The organism is Massilia haematophila, from assembly GCF_042647645.1.
GTDB classification, from domain to species: domain Bacteria; phylum Pseudomonadota; class Gammaproteobacteria; order Burkholderiales; family Burkholderiaceae_D; genus Telluria; species Telluria haematophila.
The window spans coordinates 4,098,241-4,110,867 of the sequence record NZ_JBHRVV010000001.1 but is presented as its reverse complement, the minus strand read 5'-3'; the positions used below and the strand labels follow the sequence as shown (position 1 = coordinate 4,110,867).

The following is a 12,627-nucleotide window of genomic DNA, read 5'->3' as shown; positions in this document are numbered from 1 at the left end:
GGCATCCCCGGATCAGCTATGGTTGCCGCACAGTGTACTGCTGTTGTAGGCCGCGACGAAATCGTCGAAGCTGCCGGTATCGCTCTGCTCGATGATCGCCTGCTCCGCCAGCGAGGCGGCGGCCTGCTCGGCAAAAGCGGCTTCCTCGGCCGGCATCAGCGGGCTTTCGCGGAAGTAGGCCGCATGCAGCCGGCTCTGGCGCAGGCCGAAGGCGGCGGCCGAACCGAGCGCGCGCACTTCTTCCAGTACGCGCGCCGATGGCGTCTTGCTTGGGTCGGCGACCTTCGCCTTCTGCAGGGCCAGCGAGGCTTCGTGCACGCCCGCCTCGTTGTGCTCGGAGTCGAGCAGCTGCGCCACCGGGCGGATGCGTTCGAGCAGCTCGTCGGCCCACGCCTGCAGCGCGACCTCGTCGCCGTCGCGCGTCAGGGTCAGGCCGGGTTTGCGGCCTTCCTTGACGGTGCGGGCGAAATTGCGCGCGTGGACCTGGCCTTCGGCGGCGCTGATCAGCGGGCTCTCCTCGAGCGCGCAGAACAGCAGGAAGGCGTCGAGGAAGCGGCCGGTCTCGATGCCGACGCCGACCGGCTCGAACGGATCGACGTCGAGACAGCGCACCTCGATGTACTGGACGCCGCGGTTGCACAGCGCCTGCACCGGCCGCTCGCCGGTGCGGATCACGCGTTTCGGGCGGATCGTCGAGTAGTACTCGTTCTCGATCTGCAGCACGTTGGTCGACAGCTGCACCCACTCGCCGTCCTTCTTGGTGCCGATCGCCTCGTAGGGCGCGTACGGGCGGTTGACGGCATCCATCAGGCTCGTCACATAGCTTTCCAGGCTGTTCTCGTGCGGGCGCAGGCCGGACTGGGCATCGTTCTGGTAACCCAGGTCGCTCATGCGCAGGCTGGTCGCATACGGCAGGTAGAGCGTGTCGTTCGACAGCTCTTCCAGCTGGTGCGCGCGGCCGCGCAGGAAGCTCTTGGTCAACGCCGGCGACGCGCCGAACAGGTACATCAGCAGCCAGCTGTAGCGGCGGAAGTTGCGGATGGTGGCGATATAGCTTTCGGACTGGAAGTCGCGCAGGGCGTTGCGGCGCTCTTCCTGGATACCCTCGCTGGCCAGGATCAGCTGCCACAGTTGTTCCGGCAGCGAGTAGTTGTAGTGGATGCCGGCGATGCACTGCATGGCCTTCCCGTAGCGCAGCGCCAGGCCGCGGCGGTAGACGTGCTTGAGCATGCCGATGTTCGACTTGCCATACCAGGCGATCTCGATCTCTTCCTCGGGCGGCAGTTCGCCCGGCATCGATTCGCTCCACAGCATCTCGTCGCCCAGCTTCGTATACGCGAAACGGTGGATCGCGTCGAGGCGGTGCAGGGCCAGGCCGATGTCGTGCTCGGCCGGCGTGATGAACTCGAGCAGCGCTTCGGCGTAGTCGGTCGTGATCTGGGTGTGGGTCAGGGCCGAGCCGAGCTGGGCCGGGTGAGGCGTGCGCGCCAGGTGGCCCTGGCTGTCGATGCGCAGGGTTTCGCGTTCGATGCCGCGCAAGCCCTGGCCCAGCAGGCCACGGTGCGCGTCGTCGTCGAGCAGAGCCAGGCGGCGGGTCAGTTGGTTCGACACAGTGTTTCCTTTCTTGTACTGCCTATTTGATTGGTGCAGAGAGTAACCGAAAAACGGACTGTGCGTCGTCGGCCGGTTCATTTCCGGCCGGCGATACCGGGATGCGGCGCAAGCTGCCCCGCGCTTCAATCCGCGCCGGTGGGCAGTGCCGGATCGGCAGCGGCGGGCGGCTTGACCGGCGCCGCGGAAGCGGGAGTGGAGGCGGGTTTGCGCGTTTTCTTGTCCGCCGGCGGCGCGGCCGGGATGGTGTCGGGCGCCGCCTTCGATGCCGGTGCCGGCGCGGCGCCGTTCTGCATGCCCGACAGCGGGAAGGGACCGGGCCTGGCCGTCGTCGGCGTCGCTGCCGGTGCGGCAGGAGAAGAAGCCGGCGCCGGGTCTGTCGGCGCCGGCAGCGGGATCGGCCCCGGTCCGGCCGGGGCGGCGGGTGCCGGCAGCATGATGGGACCGGGGCCGGGCTGGGGCGCCAGCTGGGCCGCCAGCCAGCGTTCCATGACGCGCTCGAGCAGCGGCAGCGGCAGCGAGCCATTGCCCAGCAAGGCGTCGTGGAAGCGCCGCAGGTCCATGCGCGCGCCCAGCGCGGCTTGCGCCTTGTCGCGCAGGGCGCGGATGCGCAACTGGCCGATCTTGTAGCTCAATGCCTGGGCCGGCTGGGCGATGTAGCGGTCGACCTCGACTTCGTTGTCGGCGGCGGCGTTGGCCGTGTTCGCATTCAGGTAGTCGATCGCCTGGCGGCGTGTCCAGCCCTGCGCGTGGAGGCCGGTGTCCACCACCAGCCGCGCGGCGCGGAACATGTCGTCGTTCAGGTGGCCAAAGCTGGAGAACGGGTCCTTGAAGAAGCCCATGTCCGGTCCCAGGCTTTCGGCATAGGTGGCCCAGCCTTCGCCGAAGGCGTCATCCCAGCGGTGGCGCCGAAAGGCCGGCAGCTGCACCAGTTCATGCGCGCGCGCCACTTGCAGGTGGTGCCCGGGCAGCGCCTCGTGCAGTGCCAGGGTCTCGACTTCCCACAGCGGCTGCGGGCGCGTGGTGTTGACCACCAGCGCCGCGCTCCGGTCCGGCGTGCCGGCTTCGTAATAGGCCGCGACCTGGCCGGCGGCGCCGTCCTGGCCGAGCGGCTTGACGCCGATCGATGCCAGCGGAACGGTCCCGAACAGGTCGGGCAGGCGCGCCTCGGCGCGCGCGATGGTGCGCCGATACCTCGACAGCAAGGCGTCGGCACTGCCGGCAAATAAGCGCTTGTCGCTGCGCGCGAACACCAGGAATTGCGCCAGCGTGCCGCGAAAACCGGTGCGCTTGACCGCCTGCTCCATCGCGCCGCGGATGCGTGCCACCTCCTTCAGGCCGAGCGCATGCACCTCGGCCGGCGTCATTCCGGTGCCGGTGGCGTTGCGGACCAGGAAGGCGTAGTAGCCCGGTCCGCCCGGCAGGCTGCTGGCGGCCAGCGACTCGCGTGCCGCCGGCAGGTAGTCAAGACGGATGAAGTCTTCGAGCTTGCGCAGGGCCGGCGCGGCGCTGTTCGCCAGGGCCGCGTTGCCGGCTTTGACGAGTTCCTCGCGGACTGCGGGGTCGATGGTGGCCGGAACGCGCCGCAGCGGCGCCGACAGCGGGCCGTCGGCCAGGCGCTCGCGCATCGCCCGCAGCAGCTCCGGCACGGCGCGCACGCTGGCCTTCGGCGCGGTCCAGCCGGTACGCATGCCTTCGCGCAGTTGCTCGATCAGGCCGTCGACATGGGCCGGCAGCGCAGCCAGGCGCGCGATGTAGTTGCGGTAGTCTTCCTCGGTCGCGAAGGGCATCTGCGCCACCAGGCGCGGCAGGCGCACGTGCAGTCCGTCCCAGGCCGTGATCGGCTGCGGATCGAAAGGGTGGAAGGCGAAGCGCGCCAGCTGGCGCTCCTTGTCGAAGATGAACAGGTCGAGCGACAGGCGTTCCTGGGGAGCCAGGCTGCCGCGGTCGAGGGCGCGGGCGTCTTCCAGGGCCTTGGCGGCGTAGTCGCGCGCGGCGCGGTTGGCGGCCAGGCTGGTGTCGGACAGGCGCGCGTCGAAGCGGTGCTCGCCGATGGTGGTGGCGTATTCGGGGGCGTTGCGCAGCTGCCATTCCCAGTCGTGCTCGAACAGCGCCTGCGCATCCTCGGACGCGCCGTGCGCCACGCCGTGGAACAGGGCGGTGAGCAGGACGAGGAGGGGGAAGAGTCGGCGCATGGGGTCAGGGTGGTGGACGTGTAGGGATTGTAGCAATGCGCGTGGAACGGGCGGCGCGCGGTGGATTTCGTGGTTTGCCGGCGCTGTACCGCGTGGACACCTGTGTCCACGCTGTCGAACCTGTCCAAAGCCGGCGATCTGGTTTCGACCGCAAATAAAACGACTACCCGCGCCGTCCGCCGCTGACCCGCTCGATCCCTGCCAGGTCGCGCCAGCTCTGCGCTTCCAGGTATCCCGCCTCGGCCAGCAATGTCCGCACCGCCGCCGCCTGGTCGTAGCCATGTTCGAGCAGCAGCCAGCCGCCCGCCACCAGGTGCGTGGCCGCGCCCGCGATGATCGTGCGCAGGTCCGACAGGCCGTCCGCATGGTCGGTCAGCGCATCGACCGGCTCGAAGCGCAAGTCTCCCTGCGCCAGGTGTTCGTCGCCCGAGGCGATGTAGGGCGGATTCGATGCCACCACGTCGAAGACGTCTTCCTCGCCCAGCGCCGCGAACCAGTCGCTGCGCAGGAAGCGCACCCTGGCGCCGTTGGCGTCGGCGTTCGCCTGCGCCAGCGCGAGCGCGTCCGCGCTGACGTCGAGCGCGGTCACCTCGACGTCCGGCCGCGTGTGGGCGACGGACACCGCGATCGCGCCGCTGCCGGTGCCCATGTCGAGCAGGCGCGCGCGCGGCGCCAGGCGTTCGAGCGCCAGTTCGACGATCAGTTCGGTATCGGGACGGGGGATCAGCACCGCCGGGCCGACCTGGAAGGGCAGGCCGAAGAACTCGCGCTGGCCGACGATGTAGGCGATCGGTTCGCCGTCCAGGCGGCGCTGCACCAGGGCCGCCAGGCGCGCCGCTTCCGCGGCATCGAGTTCGCGTTCGGACTGCGTGATCAGGCCCACGCGCGAGATGCCCAGCGCGTGGCACAGCAGGATGCGGTTTTCCAGCGGATCGAGCGGCAGGCTGGCCTGCAGCGACCCGATGCTGGCGCCGGCGACGATATTCATCGCGCGCGGCGCGCCAGCACCCAGACCAGGGTCAGCGTCAGCAGGACGAACCACACCGCCGACCATTGCGGGATCGACAGGCCGAGCAGGCCGTCGGTGGCGTTCTCGCACAGGCCGTCGGCCTGGAACAGCCAGGGCATCAGGGTCGCGGTGGGAATCTTGTTGAGCATGGTCTCCATCGGGTCGATCCCGCAGGAGAAGCCGGGATTGGCCAGCACATATAAATGCTTGCCGACCACGCCCAGGCCGCCGAGCGCCGCCAGCAGGGCCACGCCGGCGCCCGCCTTGATCTTGCCGGCGAAGGCACCGACCAGGCTCGCGATGCCGACCGCCAGGAACAGGTAGCGCTGGATCACGCACAGCGGGCAGGGCAGCATGTCGTGCGCGTGCTGCAGGTAGAGGGCGACGCCGATCAGCGCGAAGCTGATCGCGGCGACGATCAGGAGGACGGTACGGGAAGCGGGCATGCGGTTCGGCTCTCGTTGGTCAAAAAACAGATGGCGATTCTCGCATACGGCCTCGGATCGCGCACCCGTATTTTCACATTGGCAACTTAACCCAGACTTAGCTTGCAGCGCCTGGCCATGGGCGGATTGCCAGGTGCTGTTAATCGCCTAGCGCCGCCAGCAGCTCGGCCTGGTGCTCGGCGGCCAGCGCATTGGTCAGCTCCGCCAGGTCGCCGTCCATGATGAAGTCCAGTTTATACAGCGTCAGGTTGATGCGGTGGTCGGTCAGGCGGCCCTGCGGGAAGTTATAGGTGCGGATGCGTTCGCTGCGGTCGCCCGAGCCGATCAGGCTCTTGCGGGTCGCCGCCTCTTTCGACTGCTGTTCGCGCAGCTGCACGTCCTTGATGCGGGCGGCCAGCACCTTCATCGCCTGCGCCTTGTTCTTGTGCTGGCTGCGGTCGTCCTGGCACTCGACCACGATCCCGGTCGGCAGGTGGGTGATGCGCACCGCCGAATCGGTCTTGTTGATGTGCTGCCCGCCGGCGCCCGAGGCGCGGTAGGTATCGATGCGCAGGTCGGCCGGGTTGATGTTCACGTCCTCGACCTCGTCCGCTTCCGGCATCACCGCCACCGTGCAGGCCGAGGTGTGGATGCGGCCTTGCGTCTCGGTCGCCGGCACGCGCTGCACGCGGTGGCCGCCCGACTCGAATTTCAGTTTCGAGTAGGCGCCATTCCCGACCACGCGCACGATCACTTCGCGGTAGCCGCCCAGGTCCGAGGGCGATTCGGAGACCATCTCGACCTGCCAGCGGTTGCGCTCGGCAAAGCGGGTGTACATGCGCAGCAAATCTCCGGCGAACAGGGCCGATTCGTCGCCGCCGGTGCCGGCGCGGATCTCGAGGAAGATATTGCGCTCGTCGTTCTCGTCCTTCGGCAGCAGCATCTTCTGCAAGTCGAGGTCGAGATCGGCCAGGCGCGCCTTGGCGGCCTCGATCTCTTCCTGGGCGAATTCCTTCATGTCCGGGTCGGCCAGCATTTCCTGCGCAGCCGCGATGTCGCCGTTCGCCTCCTGGTACTGTTTATACAGGGCGACCAGCGGCGAGAGCTCGGCGTGCTCGCGCGTCATCTTGCGGTAGCTGTCCATGTTGGCGGTGGCGCCTTCGGACATCAGGAGTTCGTCGAGTTCGACCAGGCGGTTCGCCAGTTGGTCGAGCTTGGCCAGCATCGATGGTTTCATGGGCTGTATGCGAAAAAATGGGTGACAGGTGGCGCGGGAGCGCCGGACAGCGCCCGGGAGCGGGCGCGCAGCGGGGAAGGGCCGCTAACGGCGGCCGCGGAACAGCTGGGGCAGGAGGGTCGCCAGGCGCGCGCGTTCGTCGCCTTCGGCGCGGTGCAGCGCCTGCTGCGGGCCGTGCAGGAATTTCGCGGCCAGGCCTTTCGACAGCGCCTCGAGCACGGCGTCGACGTCTTCGCCCTTGGCGAGCAGGCGGCGCGCGCGTTCGAGTTCGGCCAGGCGCAGCGCTTCGCTGGCTTCGTGCAGGTCCTGGATGACGGGGACCATGGCGCGGTCGCCGATCCAGTGCATGAAGGACTGGACGCGGTGTTCGATGATGGCTTCGGCCTGGGCCACGGCGGCCTGCCGGCTTTCCATCCCGGTCTGCACGACCTGCGCCAGGTCGTCGACGGTGTACAGGTAGACGTCGTCCAGGCGCGCGACTTCCGGTTCGATATCGCGCGGCACGGCCAGGTCCGCCATGAAGATCGGACGGTGGCGGCGCGCCTTGATCGCGCGTTCGACCAGGCCCAGGCCGATCAGCGGCAGGGTGGAGGCGGTGCAGGAAACGACGATGTCGAACCGCGACAGCTGCTCGGGCAGGTCGGCCAGGCGGATCGCGCGGCCGTTCAGGCGCGCGGCCAGCGATTCGCCGCGTTCCATGCTGCGGTTGGCGATCGTGATCGACTTCGGGTTCTGGGCGGCGAAGTGGGCCGCGCACAGCTCGATCATCTCGCCGGCGCCGATGAACAGCACATGCTGGTCGGCGATGCGGTCGAAGATGCGCTGCGACAGGCGCACCGCGGCGGCCGCCATCGAGACGCTGTGGGCGCCGATTTCCGTGGTAGTGCGTACTTCCTTCGCCACCGCGAAGCTGCGCTGGAACAGCTGGTGCAGGTAGGTGCCGAGACCACCGGCTTCCTCGGCGGTGCGCACCGCGTCCTTCATCTGGCCAAGGATCTGCGGCTCGCCCAGCACCATCGAGTCGAGCCCGGAGGCGACGCGGAAGGCATGGCGCACGGCGTCGCCCTGCGGCAGCATGTACAGGTGCGGCCGCAGTTCGGCGTAGTTCAGCGCGTGGTAATGCGCCAGGAACTGGGCCGAGGCGTCGAGCGGATCGGGCACGCCGCTGGCAGCGTACAGTTCGGTGCGGTTGCAGGTGGAGAGGATCGCGGCTTCGTCGCTGCCGCGGCGCTCGGCCTGGCCGAAGCGGCCGAACCATTCGCGCGCCGACTGCACCGCGCGGCCGAGCTGCTCCGGGCCGAGCGCGAGCTGTTCGCGCAGCGCGACCGGTGCAGTCGTATGGTTCAGGCCAACGGCGAGCAGTTGCATTCTGGAATAAGACGGTGGGAATCGGGTGGAGGAATTATACCCTCATGCGCGCAGGGTTTCATGGGACCGGCAGATCGTTAACGATGCTGCAACGTAGGGTGGGCGCCCCGTGCCCACGCGTGACGCATGCACTACGTTGGCCTGTCGACCGCTGCGTCTGCTGCGTCTGCTCATCAGTCGCGCGCGGGCACCTCATCGAGGCCACTGGCCTCGATGACGTACCCCAAGCATCAAGCGCCGAGCTTTTCCAGCCGGTACCCGTAGCTATACACCGGCACCAGCCGGAAGCCATTCTCCGGACGCAGGCTCAGCTTGTTGCGCACGCGCGAAACGTGGGTGTCCATGGTGCGCGACGGGATGGCGGTTTCGCGCACCCAGACCGACTCGTGGATATAGGCGCGCGACAGCGGGCGGCCGATGTTGCGGAAAAACAGCAGGGCCAGGTAAAACTCTTTTTGCGTGACGTCGATGACGTTGCCGTCCTTCAGCAGGCGGCCCGGACGGGTCTCGAAGACGTAGGGACCGAACTGCAACTGCTCGGTGCCGGTTTGCGCCGGGTAGGCGCGGCGCAGCAGGGCAGACACGCGCGCCACCAGTTCGCCGCGGCGCAGGGGCTTGACCAGGTAGTCGTCGGCGCCGGCTTCCATGCCGGCCACGATGTCGTCTTCGGCGCCGCTGCCGACCAGGAACATGGCGGGCGCATCCGGCACCATCTTTTCCTTGGCGCGGCGCAGGACGTCGGCCGCTTCGCCGTCGCCCGCAGGCCAATCCATGATCAGCAAATCGGTGCTGTCCTTGCGCATCTGGGCCAGCAATTCCTTGCCGTCCCCGAAGGATTGGCAGCTGTGTCCAGCGGAGCTGAGGACCTGGCAAATCAGGTCAGCCTGGCTACGGTCATTGTCAAGGACAGCTATTCTCATGGCGGCACACTATTGTCAAATTAACCTGTAGGATCAATCCTACATCGTTAAACCGACTATAACAGACTTTGACAAAATAATGCTACTCGTAAATTTTTGATTTTTACCGAAAGGAAGAGTCAGAGGTAAACGGGGACGGAGTTTCGCCGAGTCATCACTGGGTAAATACTCAATTCCGACAGTTTTCGGGTGGCAGCGAAAAAACCGCAACGTGCGGCAGAAACGCAACACTGAGAAACCGGACGACAATTTGTGACCATGCGTCCCCATCGGCAAGGGCGATGGCGGGACAGGCGGCAGGCGCCGCAGGGCATGTGGACATGATCGGCCTGAAGACGGATTCAGGCAAGCACGACAGGGAAAGGCGGGGAAGGGCAGTGCCCGTCCGGCAGGCGGACGGGCGGAGGAAGCGGGTCAGGCGTCCGGCAGCACGACGTTGACGTCGAGCACTTCCAGGTTGCCCTGGCGGTCGAGCGAAATCTTGATGTCGTCGGCGTTGACCTTGGTGTACTTCGAGATCACCTCGATCAGCTCGCGGTGCAGGGCCGGCAGGAAATCGGGACCGGCGCGGTTGGTCCGCTCGCGGGCGATGATGATTTGCAGCCGTTCCTTGGCCGCGTTCGCGCTCTTCTTCTTTTCGGGGAACAGGAATGAGAGCAATGCCATGTCACTTGGTCCCAAAGATGCGTTGCAACAGACCCGGCTTTTCGTAGGTCGTGAAGCGCAGCGGGCGGTCTTCGCCCAGGAAGCGCGCGATCACGTCCTCGTAGGCCTCGGCCACGTCGGTGCCCTTGAAATGGATCGCCGGGTTGCCCTGGTTCGAGGCATGCAGCACCGACTCCGATTCCGGGATGATGCCCAGCAGCGGAATGCGCAGGATTTCCTGCACGTCCTGGTAGGACAGCATTTCGTCGTTCTCGACGCGGCGCGGCGAGTAGCGGGTGATCAACAGGTGTTCCTTGACCGGTTCACCGCCGCTCTGGGCGCGGCGCGACTTGGCCTGCAGGATGCCCAGGATGCGGTCCGAGTCGCGCACCGACGACACTTCCGGGTTGGTCACGATCAGCGCCTCGTCGGCGAAGGTCAGCGCCATCAGCGCGCCGTGCTCGATGCCGGCCGGCGAATCGCAGATGATGTACTCGAAGCCCATCTTGACCAGTTCGTTGAGCACGCGCTCGACGCCTTCCTCGGTCAGCGCTTCCTTGTCGCGCGTTTGCGAGGCGGGCAGGATGAACAGGTTGTCGCAATGCTTGTCCTTGATCAGGGCCTGGTTCAGCGTCGCTTCGCCGTTGATCACGTTGACCAGGTCGTACACCACGCGGCGTTCGCAGCCCATGATCAGGTCGAGGTTGCGCAGGCCGACGTCGAAGTCCAGCACCGCAGTCTTGTGGCCGCGCAGGGCAAGGCCAGTGGAGAAGCTCGCGCTCGAGGTGGTTTTGCCCACGCCGCCCTTGCCGGACGTCACAACAATAATTCTTGCCACAAAAAGGTCCTTTACAAGTATCTGGTCAGTGTCTGATTACGCGCGGGTCGAAGCCGGACTCAGCGATGATATATCGATCCGGTCGCCGACCAGGCGAATTTGGGCCGGCTGGCGTGCCAGTTCGGCCGGGAAACCTTCATCGAACGTGCGATAGACGCCCGCGATCGACACCAGCTCCGGTTGCAGCGACAGGCCGAAGATGCGCGAGGCGGCGTTGCCCGAGGCGCCGGCCAGGGCGCGACCGTGCATCGGCGCGTAGACGTGGATGCTGCCGTCGGCAATGATTTCGGCGCCGTTGTTTACCACCGCGGTGATGATCAGGTCGCAGCCGCGCGCATAGACGCGCTGGCCGGCGCGCACCGGGGTGTCGACGATCATGGCCGGCAGCGGCGCGGCCGGCGCCGGCGCCGGCGCCGGGACGGGAGCAGGAGCCGGCGCGGGCGCGGGCGCCGGTGCGGGCGCGGCGGCGGCGGTGGCCGCGGCGACGTCCTCGCGGGCGCGGTCGGCGCCGGCGCCGTCGTCCAGCGCCAGGCCCAGCGCCTTGACGGCCTCGGCCATCTCGGGCGTGGCGCCGCGCACGGCGACCGCGTTCAGGCGGTATTTTTTCAGCAGGTCGACCAGCGCGCGCCAGTCGATGTAGGCCGTCCCGGCACTGATGGCGCCAACGTCGATGACGGCAAATTCGTCCTCGAAAAAGTCCGAGACCCCGCCGGTCATCTGCTTCAGGGCCGCATCGATCGCGATCGGATCGGACGAATGCAGGATCGCCGAGATCGCAACAACCGTGGAGATCTTGATTTCGATGGGCAGGCTGGACGGACTTTTCGACATAAACAGTTCTGGTTGGCTATAGCCCGTGCATTCTACTGTGAAATTTGCCCAAAAGGGCAGCGTTTCCAGCATCATTCCTAGGGGCAATTCGGGATGCTTGTCTGTTCCAAATTTTGCCCGTCGTCATGGGAAAAGGGCGATGCTTACCTGATGGTCAATACAGGTTGTTTTCCATGAATAAGCTGATAAGATTGATCTGGCTCAAACGCTAACACGGGCACGAAATTAACATGCGAGGTTTCCGCCGGACCGTACCGGCGGCAATGCGAGGGCGCGGTCGACTCTTTGCGGCCGGGCCCGCCAACTCGCATGCGGCCCAACACCCCTTGCCCAGCTAGTTACCGGAGACAAACATGGAAGACGTCGTGATCGTAGCAGCCGGCCGGACCCCGGTCGGCAAATTCGGCGGCTCGCTCGCCAAGATTCCCGCCGCGGAGCTCGGCGCGCACGTGATCCGCCAGTTGCTGGCGAAAAGCGGCATCGATCCTGCCAGCGTCAGCGAAGTGATCATGGGTCAGGTGCTGACCGCCGGCGCCGGCCAGAACCCGGCGCGCCAGGCCGCGCTCAAGGGCGGCCTGCCCGACATGGTGCCTGCGCAAACCATCAACATGGTCTGCGGCAGCGGCCTGAAAGCCACCCACCTGGCGGCCCAGGCCATCAAGTGCGGCGACGCCCAGATCGTCATCGCCGGCGGCCAGGAAAACATGAGCGCCTCGCCGCACGTGCTCAACGGTTCGCGCGACGGCTTCCGCATGGGCGACGCCAAGCTGGTCGACACCATGATCGTCGACGGCCTGTGGGACGTCTACAACCAGTACCACATGGGCGTGACCGCCGAGAACGTGGCGCGCAAGTACGAGATTTCGCGCGCCGAACAGGACGAATTCGCGCTGCAGTCGCAATTGAAGGCCGAGGCCGCCGTGAAGGAAGGCCGCTTCAAGGACGAGATCATCCCGGTCGAGATTCCCTCGAAGAAGGGCGTCACCGTATTCGACACCGACGAATATCCGAAGCACGGCAGCACGCTCGAGGCGCTGGCCAGCCTGCGTCCCGCCTTCAACAAGGAAGGTACCGTGACCGCCGGCAATGCCTCCGGCATCAACGACGGCGCCGCCGCCGTGATCATGATGAGCGCCTCGAAGGCGCGCGAACTCGGCCTGACCCCGCTGGCGCGCATCAAGGCTTATTCGTCGGCCGGTCTGGACCCGAGCATCATGGGCATGGGCCCGGTGTCGGCCTCGCGCCTGTGCCTGCAAAAGGCGGGCTGGACGCACCAGGACGTGGACCTGATGGAAATCAACGAGGCCTTCGCCGCGCAGGCGATCGCCGTCAACAAGGAAATGGGCTGGGATACGTCGAAGATCAACGTCAACGGCGGCGCAATCGCATTGGGGCACCCGATCGGTGCCTCGGGCGCACGCGTCCTGGTCACCCTGCTGTATGAGATGGCGCGCCGCGACGCCAAGCGTGGTTTGGCCAGCCTGTGCATCGGCGGGGGGATGGGGGTGGCGCTGGCGGTCGAACGCGATTAAGCGTGGCCGGGCAGCA

Annotated in this window: 11 protein-coding genes; 1 reads left to right on the top strand and 10 read right to left on the bottom strand. The window is 66.8% G+C overall.

Going from position 1 to position 12,627, the window contains the following annotated elements; genetic code table 11:
- Positions 1 to 12 precede the first annotated feature (12 nt).
- The 10 genes from gshA to minC form a co-directional block, all read right to left on the bottom strand.
- A complete protein-coding gene (gene gshA / locus ACFOPH_RS18170) occupies positions 13 to 1,611 on the bottom strand; it encodes a glutamate--cysteine ligase (protein ID WP_379736781.1) in 1,599 nt (532 codons plus the stop codon).
- Between the two features lie 125 nt (positions 1,612 to 1,736).
- A complete protein-coding gene (locus tag ACFOPH_RS18165) occupies positions 1,737 to 3,806 on the bottom strand; it encodes a DUF885 domain-containing protein (RefSeq protein WP_379736779.1) in 2,070 nt (689 codons plus the stop codon).
- 163 nt (positions 3,807 to 3,969) lie between these two features.
- Positions 3,970 to 4,794 carry a peptide chain release factor N(5)-glutamine methyltransferase gene (gene prmC / locus ACFOPH_RS18160; protein WP_379736777.1) on the bottom strand — a complete coding sequence of 275 codons (825 nt, stop codon included), beginning with the start codon at positions 4,792 to 4,794 and terminating at the stop codon, positions 3,970 to 3,972.
- Positions 4,791 to 5,261, bottom strand: a complete 471-nt coding sequence (locus ACFOPH_RS18155; RefSeq protein WP_312552467.1) for a disulfide bond formation protein B — start codon at positions 5,259 to 5,261, stop codon at positions 4,791 to 4,793. The genes prmC and ACFOPH_RS18155 overlap by 4 nt, the downstream gene beginning before the upstream one ends.
- A 139-nt stretch (positions 5,262 to 5,400) precedes the next feature.
- Entirely contained in the window at positions 5,401 to 6,477 is a 1,077-nt protein-coding gene (gene prfA, locus ACFOPH_RS18150) for a peptide chain release factor 1 (RefSeq protein ID WP_312552468.1), read from the bottom strand.
- An 84-nt stretch (positions 6,478 to 6,561) separates the two neighbouring features.
- A complete protein-coding gene (gene hemA, locus ACFOPH_RS18145; RefSeq protein ID WP_312552470.1) occupies positions 6,562 to 7,845 on the bottom strand; it encodes a glutamyl-tRNA reductase in 1,284 nt (427 codons plus the stop codon).
- 230 nt (positions 7,846 to 8,075) lie between these two features.
- Entirely contained in the window at positions 8,076 to 8,765 is a 690-nt protein-coding gene (locus tag ACFOPH_RS18140) for a response regulator transcription factor (protein ID WP_312552471.1), read from the bottom strand.
- A 414-nt stretch (positions 8,766 to 9,179) separates the two neighbouring features.
- Complete coding sequence (gene minE, locus ACFOPH_RS18135; protein WP_136221750.1) at positions 9,180 to 9,431, bottom strand: cell division topological specificity factor MinE; 252 nt, start codon at positions 9,429 to 9,431, stop codon at positions 9,180 to 9,182.
- A gap of 1 nt (position 9,432) precedes the next feature.
- Positions 9,433 to 10,248 carry a septum site-determining protein MinD gene (minD, locus tag ACFOPH_RS18130; RefSeq protein ID WP_312552477.1) on the bottom strand — a complete coding sequence of 272 codons (816 nt, stop codon included), beginning with the start codon at positions 10,246 to 10,248 and terminating at the stop codon, positions 9,433 to 9,435.
- 36 nt (positions 10,249 to 10,284) lie between these two features.
- Entirely contained in the window at positions 10,285 to 11,079 is a 795-nt protein-coding gene (minC, locus tag ACFOPH_RS18125; protein WP_379736773.1) for a septum site-determining protein MinC, read from the bottom strand.
- A 353-nt stretch (positions 11,080 to 11,432) separates the two neighbouring features.
- On the opposite strand from minC, the gene ACFOPH_RS18120 reads away from it, so the two are divergent.
- Positions 11,433 to 12,611, top strand: a complete 1,179-nt coding sequence (locus ACFOPH_RS18120; RefSeq protein ID WP_312548457.1) for an acetyl-CoA C-acetyltransferase — start codon at positions 11,433 to 11,435, stop codon at positions 12,609 to 12,611.
- Positions 12,612 to 12,627: the final 16 nt, after the last annotated feature.